The following is a 23,724-nucleotide window of genomic DNA, read 5'->3' on the forward strand; positions in this document are numbered from 1 at the left end:
TTACGCTGCGAAGCCGCCGTCGATCAGCAGGTCGGCGCCGGTGACGAAGCCCGCTTCAGGGCCGGCCAGATAGGACACCATCGCCGCGATTTCGTCGGCCTTGCCGTGGCGTTTCAGCGCCATCAGGCCGTGCAGACCGGTGGCGAAATCGCTGTCGGCCGGATTCATGTCGGTATCGACCGGGCCTGGCGCCACGTTGTTGACGGTGATGTTGCGGCTGCCGAAGTCGCGCGCCATGCCTTTCACCAGGCCGGTCAGGGCCGATTTGCTCATCGCGTAAGCCGCGCCGCCTTCGAACGGCATGCGCTGGGCGTTGGTGCTGCCGATGTTGATGATGCGGCCGCCGTCGGTCATATGCTTGGCCGCGGCCTGCGCCGCCACGAACACGGCGCGCACGTTGACGGCGATGGTTTTGTCGAAGTCTTCCAGCGAGAAGCTGTCCGTTGGGCCGAGCAGCAGTACGCCGGCGCTGTTGACCAGGATGTCGAGACGGCCGAAACGTTCTGCCACGCTGTCGATGGCTTTGGTCAGTGCGGCGGCGTCGCTGGCGTCGGCCTTGATGGCGACGGCTTCACCGCCGGCGGCCTTGATGTCCTCCACCAGCGCTTCGGCCGCGATGGCCGAGGCGGCGTAGCCGATGGCGACTTTGGCGCCTTCGCTGGCCAGGCGGCGGGCAGTGGCAGCGCCGATGCCGCGCGAACCACCGTTGATGAAAGCGACTTTACCGTTGAATTTGGTGCTCATGATGTTTTCCTTTCGGGTTGGTTGATGAACACAGTATGGTCTTCGCCGGCTTGTCTTTGTAGTCATGAATTTACGTGTACAGTTTCAACCTTTGGTATAAGATGAGGGCATGTTTACTGAACTCAGCAGCTATCTCGATGCATTCATCGCCTCTGCCGACGAGGGCAGCTTCTCGGCGGCCGCCCGCCGTCTGGGGCTGACGCCGGCGGCGGTGAGCAAAAGCGTCAACCGGCTGGAGCTGCGGCTCGGCGTGCGGCTGTTCCAGCGCAGCACCCGCAGCCTGTCGCTGACCACCGATGGCGAACGCCTGTACGGGCAGGTGCGACTGCCGTGGACCGAGATCGGCGACGCGCTCACGGACCTGAGCCAGGGCGCGGGCAAGCCGGCCGGCACGCTGAAGGTGTCGCTGGCCTACACCGTCGGGCGGCAGTATTTCGTGCCGCTGCTGGACGAGTTCTCGCGCCGCTATCCGGACGTGGTGCCGGACCTGTATTTCGACAATCGCCAGGTGGACATGGTGGCGGAAGGCTTCGACGTCGGCATCGGCGGCGGCATCGAGCTGACCGACGCGCTGATCGCGCGCGAGCTGGCGCGGGTCGATATCGTGCTGGCCGCAGCGCCGTCCTACCTGAAAGCGCATGCGGCGCCGGAAACGCCGCAGGATCTGGTGCGCCATCGCGGCCTGCTGCGCCGTTCATTGAGCACCGGCCGGCTGGTGCCGTGGACCCTCAAGCATCGCAGCGGCCAGGAAGTGGTGGCCAGCGTGCGCCCGGTGGCGGTGCTGGACGATCCGGAAGCCATCGCCCACGCCGCCGCCTCGGGCATGGGCATCTGCATGCTGCCTTTGCCGCACGCCTTGCCGCTGCTGGATAGCGGGGAACTGGTGCGGGTGCTGCCGGACTGGCATGCTGAAACGCGGCCGCTTTCGATATACTATTCAAGCCGAAAACTCGTGCCGGCCAAGGTGCGGGTATTTGTGGACTACATGGTGGAGCAATTCCGCGCCAGCGGCCACGCTGCGCGCTTCCGCCAACATTAACCCAGGAGATGAATCGATGAAGTTCAAAGCAGGACTGCTAGCGTTACTATTGTTTGTGCAATCAGGGCAAACGTTTTCAAGCGTAATGGTCGGCGCGGATGACGCGCAATTGCAGTACACCGGACGGATCGATTTTGCCGACCGCGCGAAACCGGTGTTGTCCTGGCCCGGCACCAGCATCGCCGCCAACTTCACCGGCAGCAGCCTGTCCGTCACGCTGGACGACCAGCGGGGCAAGAACTTCTTCAACGTCTTCATCGACGACAAGCCTCCCGTCATCATAGAAGCGGCGCAGGGCAGCAAGACCTATGCGGTTGCCAATGGCCTGCCTGCGGGCGCGCACCGCCTGCTGATCACCAAGCGCACCGAGGGCGAGGAGGGCGGCACCGTGTTCAAAGGGCTGGCGCTGGCCGACGGCGGAAAACTGCTGCCGCCGCCACCGCGCAAGTCGCGCCACATTGAATTTTTCGGCGACTCCATCACCAGTGGCATGGGCAACGAGGCGCCGGATAATGGGCCGGATAATCTGAAGAAGGACAAGAACAACTACATGTCCTACGCGTCGATTACGGCGCGCGCGCTGGATGCGGAGGCGCACATTACATCGCAGAGCGGCATCGGCGTGATGGTTAGCTGGTTCCCGTTCACCATGCCGGACTTCTACGATCAGCTGAGCGCCGTCGGTAATAACGACAGCAAATGGGACTTCAAGTCGTGGACACCGGACGTGGTGGTGATCAACCTGTTCCAGAACGACCGCTGGCTGATCGACCGCGAAAAGCGCCTGTCGCCGATGCCGGACGATGCGCAGCGCATCGCCGCCTACCGCACTTTCGTGCAGAAGATCCGCGCCCTGTACCCGCGCGCCTACATCGTCTGCGCGCTGGGCAGCATGGACGCGGTGCAGGAAGGCTCCAAATGGCCGGGCTATGTGCGCACGGCGGTGGACCAGATGCGCGACGGCGGCGACCAGCGCATCGACACTATCATCTTCCCGTGGAACGGCTTTGGCGGCCATCCGCGCGTGAAGCAGCACCAGACCAATGCGACGCTGCTGACGGACTTTATCCGCAAGAAGGTCGGCTGGTGATTATGCCGATTTCGTCACGCTTTTCGCGGTGCGGATGCAAGACGACGGAGGCCCGGTAGACGTACATTAGTGGTTAGCCATTAACCATAAGGGTATGTATGCATCGTCGACAGATACTGAAGGGCGCCGTTGGGCTGGGACTCGTCTCCGGCTGGAACGCGAAGGCAAGCGTTGCGGCCAGTGGCGTGCCGGGCACCGCCCGCGCCTTGCCGCTGTCGTCGGTGCGTTTGCTGCCTTCGATTTACGCCGACGCGCTGCAAGCCAACCAAGCCTACCTGCTGCGCCTGAGCGCCGACCGCTTCCTGCACAACTACCATAAATTCGCCGGCCTGCCGACCAAAGGCGCCATCTACGGCGGCTGGGAATCCGACACCATCGCCGGCGAAGCGCTGGGCCACTACCTGTCCGCGCTGTCGCTGATGTACGCGCAGACCGGTAACGCCGCGCTCAAACCGCGCATCGACTACATCGTGGCCGAACTGGCGCGCGTGCAGCAGGCGCAGGGTGACGGCTACGTGGCCGGCTTCATGCGCAAGCGCAAAGACGGCAAAGTGGTGGACGGCAAGGAGATCTTCCCCGAAATCATGCGCGGTGAAATCCGCTCGGCGGGCTTCGATTTAAACGGCTGCTGGGTGCCGCTGTATAACTGGCACAAGGTCTTCGCCGGCCTGTTCGACGCGCAGACTTATGCCGGCAACGATCAGGCGCTGCAAGTGGCGCTCGGCCTCGCAGGCTATATCGACAAAGTCTTCGCCGCGCTGAACGACGAGCAGGTGCAGCAAGTGCTGGGCTGCGAACATGGCGGCATCAACGAAAGCTTCGCCGAGCTGTATGCGCGCACGCAGGACAAGCGCTGGCTGGCATTGGCCCAGCGCCTGTACCACACCAAGGTACTGACGCCGCTGGCACAAGGCCGCGATGAACTGGCTACCCTGCACTCCAACACGCAGATCCCGAAACTGATTGGCCTCGCGCGTTTGCACGAACTGACCGGCCGCCAAAGCGACGCCGCTGCGGTGGACTTCTTCTGGAAGCGCGTCACAACGCACCACAGCTACGTCATCGGCGGCAACGGCGACCGCGAATACTTCTCCGCGCCGGACAGCATCGCCGCCCACATCACCGAGCAAACCTGCGAAGCCTGCTGCAGCTACAACATGCTGAAGATGACGCGCCACTTGTACAGCTGGGCGCCGGACGCTGCTTACTTCGACTACTACGAGCGCACGCACCTGAACCACATCCTCGCGCACCAGAATCCGCGCACCGGCATGTTCACGTACATGACGCCGTTGATGTCCGGCGTGGCGCGTGAATTTTCCAGCGAAGAGAACGATTTCTGGTGCTGCGTGTTGTCCGGCATGGAAAGCCACGCCAAGCACGGCGACTCGATCTACTGGGAGAACGGCGACACGCTGTTCGTCAATCTGTACATTCCGTCGAGCGTGGAGTGGAAGGCCGCTGCCGCGCGGCTGGAACTGAACACCGGCTATCCATACGAAGGCGATATCGACATCAAGGTGCGCCGCCTGGCCGGGCAGCGTTCCTACACGCTGGCGCTGCGTATTCCGGCATGGGCGTCGAAACACACGGTGCTGGTCAACGGCAAGCCGCACAACGCCAGCAAGGACAAGGGCTACGTGCTGATACGCCGGCGCTGGAAAGCTGGCGACACGGTGCGCCTGTCGCTGCCGCTGGACCTGCGTCTTGAAGCCGCCGCCGGCAACGACCACGTGGTGGCGCTGCTGCGCGGGCCGATGGTGCTTGCCGCCGATCTGGGCGCGGCCGACAAACCGTTCAACGGACTGGCGCCGGCGCTGGTGGGCGCCAACATCCTCGGCGCGTTCGCGGAAACGGACAAGCAAAAGGCCGTGTACCGCAGCGTGGGCACCGGCCGTCCGGGTGATATGAAATTCGCGCCGTTCTTCGCGCAGTATGAGCGGCGCGCGGCGGTGTACTTCAACACCTACACCGAGGCGGAATGGGCGGCGTCCGAAGTCGCGTTCCGCAAGGAAGAAGCGCGGCTCAAGGAACGGGCCGAGCGCTCGGTCGATGTGATGCACCTCGGCGAAATGCAGCCGGAGCGCGACCACGACCTGCAATCGGACATTTCCTATCCGGTGTCCTACCGTGGCCGCAACGGCCGCGATGCGCGCACCGGCGGCTACTTCAGCTTCCGCATGAAGTGCGCCAACGGGCCGCTGGTGCTGCAGGCCAGCTACTGGGGTGAGGAACGCAACCGCGATTTCTACATCAGCGTGGACGGCGAGCGCATCGCGCATGTGCAGCTCAATGGCCGCCAGCCGGGCGTATTCATCGACCAGGAGTATCCGATACCGGAGCGCCTCACCAGCGGCAAGGCCAGTGTGGTGGTGCGTTTCGATCCGGAGCCGGGCCATACGGCGGGGCCGGTGTTCGGCGTCCAACTTTTCATACAAGCCGCTGCGCCGGTGTCCAACATTTCGAGCTGATTATTTGCCTTAACGGCAACCTTCACAAAAAAACTCGTTTCCGATCAATGGCTTGCCGCGCCCGTGGGCGTTGGCACAGCCATTGCTATCCAAGCTCCCCAGTTATACATAAAAATACTGGAGGAGCCAATGAAAACGAAACGTCCACTCACGCTGTACATCCTGCTGGCGATGATCCTTGGTGTAGCAGTCGGCTACATCTGCCATGAGGTCATTCCCGACAAAAAACTCAGCGCCGATATCGCCGCACACATTTCCATCGTCACCGACGTATTCCTGCGCCTGATAAAAATGATTATCTCGCTGCTGGTGTTCTCCACGCTGGCGGTGGGCATCGCGCATATGGGCGACGGCAAGGCGGCGAGCCGCGTCGGCCTGAAGGCGATGGCGTGGTTCGTGGTCGCTTCGCTGCTGTCGCTGTCGCTGGGCATGGTGCTGTCCAACCTGATGCAGCTGGGCGCGAACCTTGGCTTGCCGCTGCCGCCGGTGGATGCCGCCACCGGACTGAAAACCTCGGCCTTCACGCTGAAAGACTTCATCGCCCACATGGTGCCGAAGTCGCCGATCGAGGCGATGGCGAATAACGAAATCCTGCAAGTGCTGGTGTTCGCCGTGTTCTTCGGCGGCGCGCTCGGCGCGCTGGGCGAATCCGCCGCGCAGCTGACCAAGGTGATCGATCAGCTGGCGCAGGCCATGCTGCGCATTACCGGCACCATCATGAACCTTGCGCCGCTGGCCGTGTTTGCGGCAATGGCGTCGGTCATCACCACCAATGGCCTGGGCATCCTCGGCACCTTCGCCAAATTCATGGGCGGCTTCTATTTCGGGCTGGTGTGCCTGTGGGCGCTGCTGATCCTGGGCGGCTTTGCCTTTATCGGCAAGCGCGTGTTCCGCCTGATCGCGTTGATCCGTGAGCCGTTCCTGCTGGCGTTTTCCACCGCCAGCTCCGAGGCCGCGTATCCCAAGCTGCTGCTGGCGCTGGACCAATTCGGCGTGCAGCGCAAAATCTCCAGCTTCGTCATGCCGATGGGGTATTCCTTCAACCTCGATGGCTCGATGATGTACTGCACCTTCGCCGTGCTGTTCATCACGCAGGCTTACGGTATCGAACTGACGCTGGGAACCCAGATCACCATGCTGCTGCTGTTGATGGTGACCTCGAAAGGTATCGCCGGCGTGCCGCGCGCGTCGCTGGTGGTCATCGCCGCCACGCTGAACCAGTTCCACATTCCGGAGGCGGGCCTGCTGCTGTTGATGGGCATCGACCAGTTCCTCGACATGGGCCGCTCGGCTACCAATGCGGTCGGCAACGCGGTCGCCACGGCGGTCGTCGCCAAGTGGGAAGGCGCGCTGGCCGAAGAAGCGCCGGCGCCCGTCGTTCCAGCCGTCCGCGCAGCATAAAAACGGGGAAATCGCTCATGCAGAAAAACGTCATGCGCACCCTGGCGCTGATCTTCGTTTCGGCGGCCGCACAGGCCCAGTCGTCGTTGAGCGTGTACGGCGTGGCCGACGCCGGCCTGGTGCTGGAGCGCGGCGGCGACGGCGGAGCGGTACAAAAAATCGGCAGCGGCGTCGCGTCCAGCTCCCGTCTAGGCTTCAAAGGCAAGGAAGACCTTGGCGGCGGAACGATGCTGACCTTTGTGCTGGAAAACGGCTATTCGATCGATACCGGCGCCACCAAGCAGAATGGCGCGCTGTTCGGCCGGCAGGCCTTGCTGTGCCTGAGCGGCGACGCCGGTACGCTCAGCATCGGCCGCCAGTACACGCCGTTCTACAAGACGCTCAACAACGTGGCCGACCCTTTCGCCACCGGCATGGCGGGGAATGCGCAAAACGTTTTCGACGGCACCACACGCATCGACAACGCGGTGGAGTACATCACGCCGCGCGTGGCTGGCTTCTCGGCCGATGTGCAGTACGGCATGGGAGAAACGCCGGGCGACAGCAGCAAGAACCGCTACCTCGGCGCCAGCGGCAGCTATGAGCAGGGCGCCTTGACCGTGGTGCTGGCGCACCAGCAGCACGACGACGCCACCGGCACGGCGCACAGCCGCAACACCATGCTGGTGGCGCGCTACCGTTTCGGCGCAGTCACCGGCCACGCGGCGCTGGCGCGCAACCGTGATCTGCTGGGCGCGCAAAGCCGCGATGTCCTGCTGGGCGTGGCCGCGCAGTTGAGCGGCACGGACAAGCTGCTGTTCTCCGTCATCGATCATCACGATGCGTCGGCGATGCGGCAGAATGCTTGGCAGGCTGCCATCGGCTACAGCCACGCGCTGTCGCGCCGCACAGATTTGTACGCGGCGTATGGCCATATCCGCAACAGCAACGGTGCGCAATTCCGCGTTGGCACGGCGGCGGACAGCGGTTCCGGCGCCACCGGGGTTAACCTGGGTGTACGTCATGTGTTTTAATACCAACTACAAATGAGAACACGCAGGGGAGACTATGGCAATATCGGACAGCGGGCCGCCAATTCGGCGGGCTCGCCGGCTGGCGCTGGGCGCGCTGCTGCTGGCGGTCGCGCTGGTGCTGGCCGGGCTGGCGGGACGCTGGGCTGGTGACGCGGCCACCGACAAGCTAAGGCTGGCCGGGGCGCAGCGGCTGGACGGTTATGCGGTCAGCCTGGAAAATCTGCTGTCCAAGTACGACTTCCTGCCCGGTACCCTGGAGCTGCACAAGGACGTCATCGCGCTGCTGGAACGTCCCCATGACGAAGAGCTGCGCGATGAGGTCAACGCCTACCTCGAGCAGCTCAATCGCCAGTCCGGCTCCACCACGATCTATATCGTCAATCTGGACGGCGTGACGCAGGCCGCCAGCAACTGGCGCTCGATTTACAGTTTTGTCGGCGACCACGTGGCCTTCCGCCCCTACGTGCGCGATGCCTTGCGCGGCATGCCCGGCGGTTTCTACGGCGTCGGCACGACCAACGGCGAGCCGGGATATTTTTTCGCGCATGGCATTTACCATAACGGCCGCATGCTGGGCGTGGCGACCGTCAAGGTCAATATCGAGCGGCTGGAACGCGGCTGGGAGCAGGGGGCCGGCAAGGTGCTGCTGACCGACTCCAACGGTGTCGTATTCCTCAGCTCGGTGCCGGCATGGAAGTACCGCACGCTGGCGCCGCTGTCACCGGAGGTGGCAAAGGAACTGCAGGCTTCACGCCAGTACTCGGGCCATGCGCTGGCGCCGCTGGGCATGCGCGAGCTGCGCCGGCTCGATGGCGATGCCGCCATTGTCACTCTGCCGGAAGACCAGCGCACACCGGTGTTGAGCCAGACGCACTCGCTGGCGCCGCGTCACTGGAAATTCGTGTATCTGTCCGACTTGAACAGCGTGCGCGCCAGTGCCCGCAACGTCTTCCTGTTTGCGCTGCTGGTGCAGGCGCTGTTGCTGCTGTTGGTGCTGTACCTGCGCCAGCGCACGCAGACGCGCGCGCAGCTGGAAGCGATGGTGGCCGAACGCACCGTCAGCCTGCGCGAGATGACGCAGCACCTGAGCGAGGAAAACAGTGTGCGCCGCGTGGCCGAGGAAAAGCTGCGCCGCGCGCAGAGCGAGCTGGTACAAGCGGGCAAGATGGCGGTACTGGGCCAGATGGCGGCCGGCATCACGCATGAACTGAACCAGCCGCTGACGGCCTTGCGCACCATGTCCGACAACGCGCGGGTGCTGATCGAGCGCGGACGGCTGGAGGAGGCCAGCGGCAACCTGGCCACCATTTCGCAGCTGGTGGCGCGCATGGGAACCCTGACCGGGCAGCTGCGCCAGTTCGCGCGCAAGGCCGATGCGAGTCTGGCGGCGGTGCCGCTGGAAGCGGCCATCCATGCGGCGCTGTTTTTGGTCGAGCGGCGCATCGAACAGGAACGCGTGACCTTCCGCTTGCAGGCCCGCGATGCCAATGTGCAGGCGCTGTGCGACACCAACCGCCTGGAACAGGTGCTGGTCAACCTGTTCACCAACGCGCTCGATGCGATGGAAGGAAGCGCCGTGCGCGAGCTGGTCGCCAGCGTCCGCAGCGCGCATGGACGGGCGCTGATTATCGTCGAGGATACCGGCCCGGGGCTGCCGGAGGACGTGCGCGCCCATTTGTTTGAACCGTTTTTCACCACTAAGCCGCAGGGCAAGGGACTGGGACTGGGGCTGGCCATCTCCGAGCAGATCATCCGCGAATTCGGCGGCGAACTGCGGGCGGAGGCCGCCGACACAGGCGCCCGGTTTATCATTGAATTGCCACTCGCGCAGCAAGGAACAACATGAAAGTATTATTGATCGAAGACGACGACGCGGTGCGCGCCGGCAGCGCGCAGGCGCTGGATCTGGCGGGCTTCGACGTGGAAGCCTATGCCGCCGCCGAACCGGCGCTGGCGCGCATCACGCCCGGTTTCGCCGGCGTGGTGGTGAGCGATGTGCGCCTGCCCGGCATGAGCGGGCTGGAATTCATGGCGGCGGCCAAGGCCATCGACGCGCAACTGCCGGTGGTGCTGGTGACGGGCCACGGCGATATCAGCATGGCGGTGGGCGCCATGCGCAACGGCGCCTACGATTTCATCGCCAAGCCGTATTCGTCCGAACAACTGGCCGAGGTGGTGCAGCGCGCGCAGGAGACGCGCCGCCTGATGTTGGAAGTGGCGGCGCTGCGGCACCGCATCGAGCATGGCGAGGGCATCGAAGCCACTTTGCTGGGCGATTCCGCGCCGATGCAGGCCTTGCGCCGGACCATCCTCGACCTGGCCGACGAGCCGGCCGATGTACTGATCTATGGCGAAACCGGCACCGGCAAGGAGATGGTGGCGCGCTGCCTGCACCAGTTCAGCCGCCGTCACAAGCGCCACTTTGTCGCGCTCAATTGCGGCGCGATTCCGGAGACGATTTTCGAGAGCGAAGTGTTTGGCCACGAATCCGGTTCCTTCACCGGCGCCAGCAAGCGCCAGATCGGCAAGATCGAACATGCCGAGGGCGGCTCGCTGTTCCTCGACGAGATCGAGAGCCTGCCGATGGCCTTGCAGGTCAAGATGCTGCGCGTGCTGCAGGAGCGCTACATCGAACGGCTGGGTTCCAACACACCGGTGCCGGTGGACGTGCGCGTGATTGCCGCGTCCAAGGTCGATCTCAAGGAATGGTCGGAGCAGCAGAAATTCCGCAGCGATTTGTACTACCGCCTGAATCTCATCATATTGAACCTGCCGCCGTTGCGGGAACGGCGTGAAGATATCCCGCTGCTGTTCGAGCATTTCCTGCTCGGCGCAGCAGCGCGCTACAAGCGCGAGGCGCCGCCGGTGCCGGGCGCCCTGATGCAATCGCTGATGGCGCACAACTGGCCGGGCAATGTGCGCGAGCTGCGCAACATCGCCGAGCGCTACGTGCTTGGGCTGTCGAGCGGTGCAGATGGCCTGCTGTCGGAGCGCAGCATGGCGCCGGTGCCACTGGCCGAGCAGGTGGGCGGATTCGAGCGCGCGGTGATCGAGCAGGAACTGCGCAAGGCCGGCGGCAGCGTCACCGCAGTCAGTCTGGCGCTGGGCGTGCCGAAGCAAACGCTGTATTACAAGCTGCAGAAGTACGGCTTGACCGCTGACGGCTACAAGCCTTAAGGCTTTTTCAGCGGCTGGGTCTTGGCCTGCGTGCGAGTCTGGTTGGCTTGCGCCAGCAGGGCCGGGCAGTCCACCGGATCGACCTTGCCTGGATTGACCAGCGGGATAATCGCCGCCACCGGATTGACGATGGTCGCCAGCGCCACGGCGGCGCCGGCCTTGAGCGCCAGCGGGCCTTTCTGCGGCCCCACGTCCGGATTGGTGAAAGTGCCCTTGGCGTACAGCGGCGTGCGCAGGGAGATGATGCGCACGCCCTTGGTTTGCGGGCGCACGTCGAAGTCCAGCGTTTCCTTCGCCATGTCGACATTGCCGCTGACGTTGATGACGGCTTCCTGCGTGTCGACCACGAAGCGGCGCGTTTGCGCTTTGCCGTGTTCCACCACGAAGTCACCGGCCAGGCAGTTCAACTGGATTTGCTTGTCGCCGAACAGTTTGACGAACACCAGGTTGGCGATGTTCAGGCCCGCCGCTTCGAGCACGAATTTGCTGACCGAGCCTTCGCTGACGGTGGCGCCCAACTCGCCGCTGGAGGTGGCCAGCATGGCGGAGACGGAATTGCCTTTGCCGGCCAGCGCCGCGTCGGCGCTCACTTCACCAACGCTGGCCTGCATCGATTCCAGTTTCGGAAACAGCTGGCGGATTTTCAGGTGGCGCGCGGCCATGCGAACTTGCGCGTCGATCTGTTTTTGACGGCCATCGAGTTTGATGTTGGAGGTGATGTCGCCGCCGGCCATGCCGAAGTTGAGCGGCGTCAGTGTCAGCACCTTGTCAGTCATGCGGATGTGGGTGTCGATGTCCTGTAGCGGAATGTCGTGGGTGCGGATCAGTTTTTTGCCGGAGAATTTGACGTCGGCGTCCAGCGCGTCCCACTTGGCGGTGTTGAACTGGTCCGCCGGCAGGGCTTTGCCAGCCTTGGTCTCCTTGGTGCCGATGGTGGGTCCAAGATCTTCCAGTCGCAGCTGGCGCGAGGTGATGGCGCCAGTCAGCAACGGGCGTGGCTTGCGCGGTGTGTAGGCCAGCGTGCCTTCCAGGTCGCTGCCGCCGACGGTACCGGTGAAGTTTTTGTAGGTCCAGTTCCATGCGGCGCCGGATTTTTTGCCGATTAGGCGGCCGGTGGTGGCGTAGGGTGGCGTTTCCGGCAGCAGCACGCCGGTCAGCGGATACAGGTCGGCCATGCTGGCGCCGGCCAGCGACAGCTTCAGGTCGAGGCCCGCCGGGGCGCGCGGATCGGTGACCAGGCCTTCGATGGCGATTTTGTTTTTGCCCAGATTGGCGCTGGCCTGCACCGGGAAGTTGGTGTGGGTGTCGCGCAGGGACAGCACTTTGCCGACCTTGCCGCCGCCGGTGACCGGGGCGTTGCGGTAGCTCCCGCTGAGGTCAAAGCGCAGGCCGTACTTCTGTGCATCCGCGCCGTCGTTGATGCCGCTGGCTTCGGCCCGCAGGTCCAGTTTGATGGTGTCGTCGAGGTAGCGCACTTTGCCTTCGCCCAGCGTCAAGCGCTGGATGTCGACCTCCCAGGTGGCCGGGCCGTTATCCTTGAAAGTCCAGCTGTTGCTGCCATCGGCGCGGCGCTCGGCATCTACATTGATTTTGTCGACGGCGAGGTCGGTGATGGCGACTTCCTTATGCAGCAGCGGCAACGGATGCAGCGCCACCACAATGCTGCCGACGTTGACGAGTTGCGGACTGCTGCTCCACGCCGGGTTGGCGACGCTGACGCCGGCGGCGCTGATGCGTGGACGCGGGACGTAGCGGCGCCAGCCCGCTTCGCTGGCATCGCCTTGTTCCCATTGCACGCGCAGGTCCCCATTGATGGCGAACGGACGGCCGATGCTGTCGGAGACGCGCTGGTTGATCCACGGGCGGGCGCGGTTCCAGTCGAAGGCGAGCACGAATATGACGAATGCCACCATCACCAGCAGCAGCGTGGCGAACAGGCCGAGTACGATCTTGAGTGGGCGTGATATCTTCATGCTCACCGATGCTACGCCGCGCGCGGCTGGCGTTATGTGCGGTATGCCACGGAAGGGTTAAACCGGGGGCTTGCCGACCAGCCAGGCATGCAGTGTTTCGCGGTCCTGGGTATCGGGCGGGTAGTGGAATTTGCCAGCCACCATCGTGGCGACGGGGACGCCGTCCCTGAATAGCAGGCGGTTGCCGGCCAGCGCGGGGACTTTGTCGCCTGCCAGAAGGGTGCCGCACAAGTTGAGCGGGTCGACGGCGGAGATGCAGACGTAGCTGCCGTCGTGCGGCCGGCGGCGCATCTCGCGCAGCAGCGGGATGGCTTCTGGTAGGGCGAATTGTTCGCCCGAGATGCCGGCGATGAAGCGGCCGCCACGAATCTCGCCGCGTGCTTCGAGGCGATGGTAGACCGGCAGCAGTTCGCGCCAGCTGGGCATCCACGCCGCTTCGCGCTCCAGCAGCCGCCAGCTCATCACACCATAACGGCGCAGCAGCGTCATGGCAATGTGCTCCAGCGTTTCAGGTTCGGTGCGCGCCTTGCGGCCAGCCGTCGCCGCCGTGCGCCCGGCCGCCGGCGCTGCGCTGCCGGCCAAAGCCGGGGCGAGGGCGGTTTCGACCGGACGGACGGTGATGCTGACGCCGTCCCCGCGCCGGACCAGCGCCCAGCGGCCGGCTTCTTCCATCGTCGGGCCGGCGCCACGGCGGCGACGCTTGTCGTTGCTCGCCCGCTTGTTGGCCGGGACCAGCATGGCGCGCAGGCCGGCGTAGCTGTCGGCGTTGACCAGTCCCGTGGCGACCAGTTCGCCGAGCGTGTTCTCCAGTTCCACCGGCAGCAGTCGGGCATCGTGCGACAGTTCGTCGAAGAACATGGCGCCGTCGCGGCGCAGTGTTTCCAGCACGCGGGCGGCGCGTGGCGAGACTTCCACTTCGGCCGCCACGGCGGGCAACGCGTGCCACAACGCCAGCTGGCGGCGCGGCAGCAGCACCAGCGGCGTACTGCGCACCGGGCCACCGGCCGCGCTGGCTGGCGCACCGACGCGTGTCCATACGATTTTCCCTGCGCGACAAAGGTCATCCAGCCACAGGGCGGAATAGTCGCGCAGGCGCAGGGCGAGCAGTTCGCTTTCCCATGCACCGGCGGCGGCCTCATAGCCTTCCAGCTGCGCCAGCACCTCGGGCAGGGCGTCGATGCCTTGCAACTGCGCGTCCGGCGCCAGATGCTGCCACTCGAACAAGAAGCGCATGAAGTCCTGCCGCTCGACTGGCTCGATTTCGCGTCGCAGGCTCTTGATGGTGTAGCGATGAATGCGGGCGAGCAGATGGCGTTCGCACCATTCCTCCGTTGTGGCGCCGGGCGTAAAGCGGCCGCGCATCACATAGCCCTCGCTCTCCAGCTGCGCCAGCGCGATGGCAACCGTGGACGGCGTCAACGCCAACGGTTCGGCAATCGCCGCCACCGTCTGCGGCCCGAAGCCACTTAAGCGCGCCCGCAAAATCTCCACCAGCGCCGCATCCCGCGTCCACTCCTCGCCGCGCCCGTCCGCCGCACCATCGCCCGCGCCGCCCGTCGCGGCCACCGCAGCGTCGCTCGCGCGCGCCATGCCGCCGCCTGTGACGCCCATCGTGACCACCGTACCGTCGCTCACGCCTGCCGCACCGCCGATCGCGCCGGGCCAGACGGCGAGTGCGCAGGGGCGGCGCTCGCGGGCCACCCACAGGTCGGCGCCGCCGTCCGCATCGCGCAGGCGCATGGCGCGGCCGGCGGCGGCCAAACCTTCTATCCATTCCTGCCAGCCGTCTTCCCGCACGACCTCCGCCGGCGTGATGACGGCCAGCGACATCAGCGCCTCATGCATCTCATCGCCGCTGCGAACAGCAGGCCACGCCTCCGCCGCCACCGCCGCAATCGCGCCCACATCCAGCGCGCCCATATCGTCCGTGGATGCCGGATCGGTCCAGCGCCGATTGATCACCGCCTGCGTGCGCCGCTCCTCCAACGGCGCATCATCCAGAAACGCATACGGCCGCGCATTCAAAATCTCCATCGCCAGCGGCGAGGGCGCAGGCAAATCGCGCGCCACCAAGCGCACCTCGCCAGCCTCCATCCGCCGCAACAGCGACAGCAGGCCCTCGCAATCCATCGCATCATGCAGACAATCATCCAGCGTCTGATCCACCAGCGGATGACTCGGCAGCTCACGCTCGCCGACTATATTCTCAAGACACGCCGCCTGATCCGGAAACACCGCCGCCAGCAAATCATCGCTCTTCATGCGCTGCAGCTGCGGCGCCACCTTGCGTCCACCCGTAAAGCGCGGCAGGGCCAGCGCCACCGTCGCATTCCAGCGCCACCGCACATTGAACAGCGGCGCATCCAGCAATGCCTGCACCAGCACATGCTCCGCCGTAGTCGAGCGCAAATAGCGCCACACCTCATCCAGCGGAAAACTATGACTGTCCGACAGCGACAGCACAATCGCATCCTCCGTCGCCGCCGCCTGCAATTCAAAATTGAACGTGCGGCAGAAGCGCTTGCGCAAGGCCAGCCCCCAGGCCCGGTTCACGCGGCTGCCGAACGGGGAGTGCACTACCAGCTGCATGCCGCCCGATTCATCGAAGAAGCGCTCCATCACCAGCGTATCGAGGGTTGGCAGCGCACCCAGCGCCGAGCGTGAACGCGCCAGATACTCGGCAATCTGCCGCGCCGCCGCATCCTGCAAGCCAAGATGCTCAACCAGCCAATCCACCGCAGACTCAATCGCCGCCTCGCCCTCGGCAGACGCCAGCAAACGATCAATCTCGCCGCGCAAGCGCGCCACGCCCAGCGACAACTCATCGCTGCGCCCTGGCGCCTCACCCAGCCAGAACGGAATATTCGGCGCCGCGCCGTGCGCATCCTCCACCCGCACCTTGCCCGCCTCCACACGCTGGATGCGATACGAGGTATTCCCAAGCTGGAAAACATCGCCCGCCAGGCTCTCCACCGCAAAGTCTTCATGCACCGTGCCGATATTGTGGCCCTGCGGCTCCAGCACCACCGTGTAATCGGCGTTGTCCGGAATGGTCCCGCCGGACATCACCGCTGTCATCTTGCCGCCGCGCCGTCCGCGCAGCGTGCCGCTCACCGTATCCCGATGCAGGTACGAACCGCGTACGCCCTGGCGGCTGGTGTAGCCGTCGGTCAGCATGTGCAGCACATCGTCATACCGCTTGCGTTCCAGCTGCGCATACGGCGACGCCTGCCGCAGCATGTGATACAAGCCATCCTCGCTCCACTCGCGGCACGCCACCTCGGCGACGATCTGCTGCGCCAGCACATCCAGCGGCGCTTGAGGAATGCGCAGTGCATCCAGTTCGTCGCGCCGCACGCAGTCCAGCAGCGCCGTGCACTCGATCAGGTCATCGCGCGAAGTAGGGAACAGCCGGCCCTTGGGCAAGCCACCCACCTGGTGGCCCGAGCGTCCCACCCGCTGCAGGAAGGCCGCGATACTGCGCGGAGAACCAATCTGGCACACCAGATCCACGTCGCCGATATCGATGCCCAGTTCCAGCGACGCGGTGGCGATCAGCACCCGCAATTCGCCGCGCTTGAGTCGCTGCTCCGCATCCAGCCGGTACTCCCTGGCCAGGCTGCCGTGGTGCGCCGCCACGTGCTCCTCGCCGAGACGATCCGCCAGATGGCGCGCCATGCGCTCGGCCATGCGCCGCGTGTTCACAAACACCAGCGTAGTGCGGTGCTGGACAGTCAACTCGGCCAGCCGGTCGTAGACGCGGTCCCACACATCGTTCGGCATCACCGCTTCCAGCGGCACCGGCGGCAGTTCCAGATTCAGGTCGCGCGCCCGCACGTGGCCCACATCGACCACCGCGCATGGCCTCCCGGTGCCGGCCAGGAACTGCGCCACCGCCGATATCGGCTTCTGCGTGGCCGACAATCCAATCCGCACCGGCGGCTGCGCGCACAAGGCGTCCAGCCGTTCAAGGCTCAGCGCCAGATGGCTGCCGCGCTTGCCGCCCGCCACCGCGTGAATCTCGTCGACAATCACCGTGCGCACGCTGGACAGCATGGTGCGCCCGCTGTCCGAACCAAGCAGCACATACAGCGATTCCGGCGTCGAGACGAGTATGTGTGGCGCGTGCTTGCGCATGGCGTTGCGTTCGGCCTGCGAGGTGTCGCCGGTGCGCACGGCGGCGCGGATGCCGTGTGGCGGCTGGCCGGTAACTTCCAGCTCGCGGCCTATGCCTTCCAGTGGCGCCAGCAGGTTGACGCGGATATCGTTGGACAGCGCCTTCAGCGGCGACACGTACAGCACCCGCGTCTCATCCGGCAGCGGCGCGCTGCGGCTTTCGCTCACCAGCGCATCGATGGCTGCCAAAAATGCGGTCAGGGTCTTGCCCGAGCCGGTCGGCGCCGCCACCAGCGTGGTCTGACTGGACTGGATCAGCGGCCAGGCGCGCCGCTGCGCCTCCGTCGCGCCGGGGAAGGCGGCATCGAACCACGCCGCCACGGCGGGATGGAAGCGATACAGGGCGGCGGGGTGCAGGGCGTCGTTCATGGGAGAGCCAAGTCAATCAAACACGGCGTTGTTTCTACGAATGATAAGCTTGGAAACATTTTAAATCATGAAGCAAGCGAGCCATGTCCACTTACACGCCGCATGATGTCCCCCGGTTTCTGACCGCGCCCGGTGAGATGGGCGCGCGCATCTGGGCGCATGACTGGGCCGGCACGCCGCTTGGGCCGATCGCTGCGTGGCCGCATAGCTTGAAAACCGTGATCAGCCTGATGCTCAATTCGCCGCAGCCGATGTGGATGGGCTGGGGCGAGCAGGTGACGTTTTTATACAACGACGCCTATATCAATGTCCTTAGCCTGGCCAAGCACCCGTGGGCGCTGGGCCGGCCAACCGCCGAGGTGTGGGCTGAGATCTGGGATTTTTGCGGCCCGCTGGTCGAGCGGGTGTTTACGCATGGCGAAGTCACCATGACCGATGGCGTGCGCCTGTTCCTGCGCCGCAGCGACTTCCTCGAAGAGTGCTTTTACGCGTTTTCCTATAGCCCGGTGCGCGACGAATCGGGTAATGTGGCCGGCCTGTTTTGCGCCAATCTCGATGTCACCAGCCGTTACCTGAACGCGCGCCGGCTGCACACGGTGTCGGATATGGGGACCAGGGCGCTGCAGGAAAAGACCGTGCAGCGCGCTTGTGCTATGGCGCTTGCCGCAATCGGCGAGAATCCCGACGACCTGCCGTTTGCGCAGCTGTACCTGGCCGGCGACGGTGATGCCGAACCGGCGCAACTACTGCAAGCCACCCACCCGGATATGGACGATGCGCGCGCCCTGTTTGCGGTGGACGCGGTGATCGCCGGCGCTGCGCCGCGTGTGGTGGCACTCGACAACGCCGCCATACGCGGGCTGCCGCTCGGCCTGGCGCAGCAGCCCTTGCAGCAGGCGCTGGTGCTGCCTTTGCCGGATTCTACGCCGGAGAGCGCGATCGGCGCGCTGGTGCTGGGCGTTAGCTCGGCGCGGCGGCTGGATGCAGACTATCGCAGCTTTCTCGAATTGGTCGCCACGCAGACTGCCAACGCCATCCGCCAGGCGCGCGCCGCCGAGGAGGAGCGCATGCGTGCCGATATGCTGGCCGAACTGGATCGCGCCAAGACCCAGTTCTTCAGCAATGTCAGTCACGAATTCCGCACTCCGCTGACACTGTTGCTGGGGCCCGTCAATGACACGCTGCAGGACGGCAGGGTGCCTTTGCCGCCGGTGCAGCGCGAGCGCCTGCTGCTGATACAGCGCAATGCGCTAAGGCTGCAAAAGCTGGTCAACACGCTGCTGGAGTTTTCGCGCGTGCAGGCCGGGCGCGCGCAGGCTTGCTTTGCCGCTGTCGATCTGGCGGGATTGACTGCGGGCCTGGCCAGCAGCTTCCGCTCGGCGATTGAAGGCGCGGGCATGCGGTTGGAAGTGGACTGTCCAGCGCTGGAGGCGCAGGTGTATGTCGACCCGGTGATGTGGGAAAAAATCGTGCTTAACCTGGTGTCGAATGCGTTCAAGTTCACTTTTGAAGGCGAGATTCAGGTGCGTCAGCGCATCGCCGAAGGGCAACTGCGGCTGGAAGTGGCCGATACCGGCACCGGTATTCCGGCCGACCAGTTGCCGCTGCTGTTTGACCGTTTTCATCGCGTCGAGGGTGCACGCGCGCGGACCCACGAAGGTTCCGGCATCGGCCTGGCGCTGGTGCATGACCTGGTGCTGCTGCATGGCGGCCGGATCGAGGTCGAGAGCGTGGTCGGACGCGGCACGGTATTCAGCGTGACGCTGCCGCTGGGATCCGCCCATCTGCCGCCGGCGCAGCTTGGCACACCGGCTTCGCCACTGGCATCCACCGTCGCAGCCTATGTCGCGGAAGTGGAAGGCTGGGCGCAGCCTGGCGGCGCGGCGCCTGAGGACGACGAAGTGGCAGCCGGCCCCGATGTGGCCACTGCGCCGCACGGCCGCCTGCTGATCGCCGACGACAACGCCGACATGCGCGGCTACCTGCAACGGCTGCTGCAGCCGCATTGGCAGGTGGAGGTCTGCACCAACGGCGTCGAAGCGCTGGCGGCGGTGGAGCGTCATCCGCCCGACCTGATCGTGTCTGATGTGATGATGCCGCGGCTCGACGGCTTTGGCTTGCTGGCGGCGTTGCGCGCCCAACCTGCCACGCGTGACATTCCGTTCATGCTGTTGTCGGCGCGCGCCGGCGAGGAAGCCCGTCTGGAAGGCTTGCGGGCCGGTGCCGACGAGTACCTGATCAAGCCGTTTTCCGGCCGCGAGCTGGCGGCGCGCATCGAGGTATTGCGCCTGCGCCAGCGCATGCGGATGGTGGAGTGTGCCGCCAGGCGCTCGGCGGAATCGGCCAACCGCGCCAAGGATGAATTCCTGGCCATGCTGGGCCACGAGTTGCGCAATCCGCTGGCGCCCATCGTCACTGCCTTGCAGTTGATGCGCCTGCGCGGCAGCGATGTGGTGATTAAGGAACGCGACATCATCGAGCGCCAGACCCGGCACCTCGTGGCGATGGTGGACGATCTGCTTGATGTATCGCGGGTGGCCGAAGGCAAGGTGCAGTTACAGCGCAAGCCGGTGGAAGTAGCGGAAGTGGTCATGCGCGCGATTGAAACCGCCAGCCCGCTGATCGAACAACGTCGCCATCAACTGGCGCTGGATGTGGCGCCGTCCGGCCTGGCCGTGCTGGCAGATCCGGTACGCCTTGCGCAGGTGCTATCCAACCTCCTGACCAACGCCGCCAAGTACACCGAGCCCGGAGGGCAGCTCGCCGTGCGGGCCTGGCGTGATGGTGAACAGGTGGTGGTGGAGGTGGAGGACAACGGCATCGGCATTGCGGCTGAGATGCTGGGTGTCGTCTTCGAACGCTTTACGCAGGAGCGACAGGCCTTGAGCCGTTCGCAGGGAGGGCTGGGGCTTGGACTGGCGATCGCGCGCAGCATGATGGAGCTGCATGGCGGCAGTGTCGAGGCCCATAGCGGCGGCATCGGCTGCGGCAGCACCTTCACAGTGCGCATGTCGTTGCTGCAGCAAGCCGCGCACCACGCGGCTGGCGTGACCCCGCTGCAGTACGACACTGTGCCAGGCGGTCTGGCGATCATGGTGGTCGACGACAACGAGGACGCGGCGCGCGCACTGGGCGAGGGGCTGGAACTGCTCGGACACAAGGTCAAGGTGGTGTTCAGCGCGCCGGAAGCATTGATGCTGGCGCCGCAGTTTTGTCCCGATGTGAGCGTGCTCGATATCGGCCTGCCGGGCATGGACGGCTATGAACTGGCGACGCGCTTGCGCGAATTGGATGGCGCCCAGTCCATGCGCCTGTTCGCCGTGACAGGCTATGGGCAAGACACCGACCGCCAGCAGGCCATGAACGCCGGTTTTGAACAGCACCTGACCAAACCGATTGACCTGACACGCCTCCTGGCCCTGCTGTAAGGAGCATAAACCTTAGTATGAGTTGGCATACGAAGGTGCAATTTCGCTTAACTCTTCTGGAAACTATATTGACGTATAGTCACCGGGAGGGTTTATGTTCATCCATAACTACAAGAAGCTCACAGCCGAATGGCTGATGCTGGGCTTTGTGCTGGTCCTCAGTGGTTTGCTGATCGTTTATTTCGTCTGGAATGAACGTGGGCTGATCATGACCTCCAACGTTGAGCGCATGCGTTTGCAAACGCTCATCATTGACGAAAACCTGAGTCACCAGCTGGAGGGAGTGCGCAGCGCCCTCGATAGCATGCGCGCCACGCTGCACGGCGCCAGCACTTGCGGCGCCGAGTGCCGCCGCACCCTGCTGCAATCGCTCAAGCGCGCCATGCCTGGCGTACGCGCTTTGCTGGTACTCGATCGCCAGGGCGACATCGTGCTGTCCGACGACGACCTGCGTGACCGCCGCCTCGATGACCATGACTACACCCGCCGCGTGGAGCGCATGCGCGATCCGGACACCTTGTACCTGTCGCAGCCCTACGAAAATACGCCGGGTGTTTTCAACATCAAGCTGTCGATGGCGGTGATCGGTGCCGACGGCGCCAACAACGGCGCGGTCAGCGCCATCCTCAATCCTGAATACTTCGACGCCGTGATGCGCTCGGCCCTATATGCGCCGGACATGAACAGCGCCATCACCGAAGACAGCGGCCGCCGCATCCTGTTCGTGCCGGCCGATCCGGCGGCCATGCGCAATCCCAGTGCGGCTGCGGATCCCTTCTTCGTGCGTCACCAGCGCAGCCGCCGCGCCGAGACGGTACTGGATGGTCCTGCCACCAGCGGCGAGCAGCGGCTGGTGGTCCAGCGCACCATGCTGCTGCGCGGGCTGGGACTGGACAAGACGCTGGTCGTGAGCCTGGGCCGCAACCAGGCCGTGATGGCGGCGGGTTGGCACAGCATGGCCTGGACTTGCGGCGTAGCGTGGCTGATGTTCGGACTGACGTCCAGCGGTGCGCTGCTGCTGGTGCAGCGTCGCCGCCAGGTGCTGGAAGACCTGGCCGAGGCGCGCGCCAATGAGCAGGCGGCAGCGGCGGAAAAAGTGGAACTGGCGCTCAATGGCGCCAATCTCGGCTTGTGGGAATGGCACATGGTGGACGACGTGCGCACCGTGGACGGCCGGGCCGCCGCCATGCTCGGTTACACGCGCGATGAATTGAATTCCGGCGCCATCGACTGGCGCACCTCGGTCAAGGCCGACGATATTCCCGCTATCGAGGCGGCGTTGGCGGCCCACCTGGCCGACAGCTCGCGTTCCTTCGAGGCCGAGTACCGCATGCGGCACCGCGCCGGCCACTGGATCTGGGTGCAGAGCCGGGGCAGGGTGGTGGAGCGCAGCGCCGACGGCAAGCCGTTGCGCATGCTGGGCACGCGCATGGACATCAGCGCCCGCAAGCTGGCGGAGGCAGAAATCGCCCATCTCGCGTTCTACGATGGCCTGACCAACCTGCCGAACCGCCGCCTGCTGCTGGACCGCCTGCATCACGCCATTGCCAAGACGTCGCGCGGCGGCAACCACGGCGCGGTGCTGTTTGTCGACCTGGATAACTTCAAATCGCTGAATGACACGATGGGCCATGACATGGGCGACCGCCTGCTGGAAATGGTGGCGTTCCGCCTCAACGAAGTCACGCGCGAGAGCGACACCGTGGCGCGCCTCGGCGGCGACGAATTCGTAATTCTGCTGGAAGACCTGGGCGAGGACCAGCCGCAAGCCATGAGCAACGCCGCCATCGTCGCCGGCAAGGTGCTCGAATCGCTAAGCCGTTGCTACACGCTGGACGCGCATGAATTGCGCAGCACCCCGAGCATCGGCGTGGTGTTGTTCGGCGCCGAACACCACACCATCAACGATCTGCTGCGGCAGGCCGACATGGCCATGTACGAGGCCAAGGCCGCCGGCCGAGCTACCTTCCGCTTCTTCGACCCGCACATGCAAGTGGCGCTGGATGCTTCCGCCATGTTGGAAGCGGACCTGCGCTTTGCCTTGCAGCGCGATGAGCTGCGCCTGTACTACCAGCCGGTGGTTGACCAGGTTGGCAATGTCACCGGCGTGGAAGCGCTGCTGCGCTGGCAGCATCCGCAGCGCGGGCTAATCCCACCGGGCGATTTCATTCCGCAGGCCGAGAAGTCCGGCCTGATCGTGGAGCTGGGCGACTGGGTGCTCGATGCGGCTTGCCGGCAGCTGGTGCAATGGTCCGGCGATGCCGGCCACGCCCACCTGAGCATGGCCGTCAACGTCAGCGCGCGCCAATTCCGCCAGCCGGCATTTGTCGAGCATGTGCTGGCGGTGCTGGACCGCACCGGCGCCGATCCGCGCCTGCTCAAGCTGGAGCTGACCGAGAGCATGCTGTTGACCGACATGGATGACGTGATCGCAAAGATGACAACTTTGAAAGCGCACGGCGTCGGCTTTGCGCTGGACGATTTCGGCACCGGGTATTCCTCGCTCAGCTATCTGAAGCTGCTGCCGATCGACCAGCTGAAAATCGACCGCTCGTTCGTGCACGACATGCTGCATACACGTCACGCGTCCAGCATTGTGCGCGCCGTCATCACGCTGGCCTACAGCATGGACCTGGCGGTGGTGGCGGAAGGCGTGGAAACGCGCGAGCAGTGGGAGGCGCTGGAAGCCTTTGGCTGCAACGCTTTCCAGGGATATTTGTTCGGCCGTGCCAAGCCGGTGGCGGAGCTGGCATTGGCTGTACTCCCCGCCGGCGATACAGACTGTACTCCTTGTCCGGACCAGCGCGCCGCTATGCTGGACATGTCGATATAAGGAGCACCAG

General features: G+C 64.9%; 12 protein-coding genes. 9 read left to right on the forward strand and 3 right to left on the reverse strand.

The window, feature by feature from the left end; all coding sequences use genetic code 11:
* Entirely contained in the window at positions 1 to 744 is a 744-nt protein-coding gene (locus BMZ70_RS02485) for an SDR family oxidoreductase (protein WP_092269457.1), read from the reverse strand.
* A gap of 109 nt (positions 745 to 853) precedes the next feature.
* On the opposite strand from BMZ70_RS02485, the gene BMZ70_RS02490 reads away from it, so the two are divergent.
* The 7 genes from BMZ70_RS02490 (at position 854) to BMZ70_RS02520 (ending at position 10,935) form a co-directional block, all read left to right on the forward strand.
* Entirely contained in the window at positions 854 to 1,783 is a 930-nt protein-coding gene (locus tag BMZ70_RS02490) for a LysR family transcriptional regulator (RefSeq protein ID WP_092269460.1), read from the forward strand.
* A gap of 85 nt (positions 1,784 to 1,868) precedes the next feature.
* A complete protein-coding gene (locus BMZ70_RS02495; RefSeq protein WP_229205261.1) occupies positions 1,869 to 2,873 on the forward strand; it encodes an SGNH/GDSL hydrolase family protein in 1,005 nt (334 codons plus the stop codon).
* A 98-nt stretch (positions 2,874 to 2,971) separates the two neighbouring features.
* Positions 2,972 to 5,344, forward strand: a complete 2,373-nt coding sequence (locus tag BMZ70_RS02500; RefSeq protein WP_165403536.1) for a glycoside hydrolase family 127 protein — start codon at positions 2,972 to 2,974, stop codon at positions 5,342 to 5,344.
* A gap of 129 nt (positions 5,345 to 5,473) precedes the next feature.
* The gene (locus BMZ70_RS02505) at positions 5,474 to 6,745 is read left to right on the forward strand and encodes a dicarboxylate/amino acid:cation symporter (RefSeq protein ID WP_092269466.1); all 1,272 of its coding nucleotides are present in this window, start codon (positions 5,474 to 5,476) and stop codon (positions 6,743 to 6,745) included.
* 17 nt (positions 6,746 to 6,762) lie between these two features.
* Entirely contained in the window at positions 6,763 to 7,758 is a 996-nt protein-coding gene (locus tag BMZ70_RS02510; RefSeq protein WP_092269468.1) for a porin, read from the forward strand.
* A gap of 34 nt (positions 7,759 to 7,792) precedes the next feature.
* On the forward strand, positions 7,793 to 9,604 hold the full coding sequence (locus tag BMZ70_RS02515; protein ID WP_092269471.1) for a sensor histidine kinase: 1,812 nt from the start codon (positions 7,793 to 7,795) through the stop codon (positions 9,602 to 9,604).
* A complete protein-coding gene (locus BMZ70_RS02520; protein WP_092269474.1) occupies positions 9,601 to 10,935 on the forward strand; it encodes a sigma-54-dependent transcriptional regulator in 1,335 nt (444 codons plus the stop codon). The genes BMZ70_RS02515 and BMZ70_RS02520 overlap by 4 nt, the downstream gene beginning before the upstream one ends.
* On the opposite strand, the gene BMZ70_RS02525 is transcribed toward BMZ70_RS02520, so the two are convergent.
* Positions 10,932 to 12,908 (reverse strand): AsmA family protein, encoded by a 1,977-nt coding sequence (locus BMZ70_RS02525; RefSeq protein ID WP_092269477.1) that lies wholly within the window; start codon positions 12,906 to 12,908, stop codon positions 10,932 to 10,934. The two genes, BMZ70_RS02520 and BMZ70_RS02525, sit on opposite strands and share 4 nt — an antisense overlap.
* Positions 12,909 to 12,965: 57 nt before the next feature.
* Positions 12,966 to 17,453 carry a DEAD/DEAH box helicase gene (locus BMZ70_RS02530; RefSeq protein ID WP_092269479.1) on the reverse strand — a complete coding sequence of 1,496 codons (4,488 nt, stop codon included), beginning with the start codon at positions 17,451 to 17,453 and terminating at the stop codon, positions 12,966 to 12,968.
* Between the two features lie 83 nt (positions 17,454 to 17,536).
* Here BMZ70_RS02530 and BMZ70_RS02535 point away from each other — a divergent pair, with 83 nt between their 5' ends.
* On the forward strand, positions 17,537 to 20,881 hold the full coding sequence (locus BMZ70_RS02535; RefSeq protein WP_092269482.1) for an ATP-binding protein: 3,345 nt from the start codon (positions 17,537 to 17,539) through the stop codon (positions 20,879 to 20,881).
* Between the two features lie 94 nt (positions 20,882 to 20,975).
* Positions 20,976 to 23,714 (forward strand): bifunctional diguanylate cyclase/phosphodiesterase, encoded by a 2,739-nt coding sequence (locus BMZ70_RS02540; RefSeq protein WP_092269485.1) that lies wholly within the window; start codon positions 20,976 to 20,978, stop codon positions 23,712 to 23,714.
* Positions 23,715 to 23,724: the final 10 nt, after the last annotated feature.

This window comes from Duganella sp. CF402 (assembly GCF_900109645.1).
Lineage (GTDB): Bacteria > Pseudomonadota > Gammaproteobacteria > Burkholderiales > Burkholderiaceae_D > Rugamonas.

Coding starts and splice junctions, on each gene's coding strand:
- BMZ70_RS02485 (WP_092269457.1), bottom strand. CDS start 744: ATGAGCACCAAATTCAACGGTAAAGTCGCTTTCATCAACGGTGGTTCG.
- BMZ70_RS02510 (WP_092269468.1), top strand. CDS start 6,763: ATGCAGAAAAACGTCATGCGCACCCTGGCGCTGATCTTCGTTTCGGCG.
- BMZ70_RS02520 (WP_092269474.1), top strand. CDS start 9,601: ATGAAAGTATTATTGATCGAAGACGACGACGCGGTGCGCGCCGGCAGC.
- BMZ70_RS02540 (WP_092269485.1), top strand. CDS start 20,976: ATGTTCATCCATAACTACAAGAAGCTCACAGCCGAATGGCTGATGCTG.
- BMZ70_RS02535 (WP_092269482.1), top strand. CDS start 17,537: ATGTCCACTTACACGCCGCATGATGTCCCCCGGTTTCTGACCGCGCCC.
- BMZ70_RS02525 (WP_092269477.1), bottom strand. CDS start 12,908: ATGAAGATATCACGCCCACTCAAGATCGTACTCGGCCTGTTCGCCACG.
- BMZ70_RS02490 (WP_092269460.1), top strand. CDS start 854: ATGTTTACTGAACTCAGCAGCTATCTCGATGCATTCATCGCCTCTGCC.
- BMZ70_RS02530 (WP_092269479.1), bottom strand. CDS start 17,453: ATGAACGACGCCCTGCACCCCGCCGCCCTGTATCGCTTCCATCCCGCC.
- BMZ70_RS02495 (WP_229205261.1), top strand. CDS start 1,869: ATGGTCGGCGCGGATGACGCGCAATTGCAGTACACCGGACGGATCGAT.
- BMZ70_RS02505 (WP_092269466.1), top strand. CDS start 5,474: ATGAAAACGAAACGTCCACTCACGCTGTACATCCTGCTGGCGATGATC.
- BMZ70_RS02515 (WP_092269471.1), top strand. CDS start 7,793: ATGGCAATATCGGACAGCGGGCCGCCAATTCGGCGGGCTCGCCGGCTG.
- BMZ70_RS02500 (WP_165403536.1), top strand. CDS start 2,972: ATGCATCGTCGACAGATACTGAAGGGCGCCGTTGGGCTGGGACTCGTC.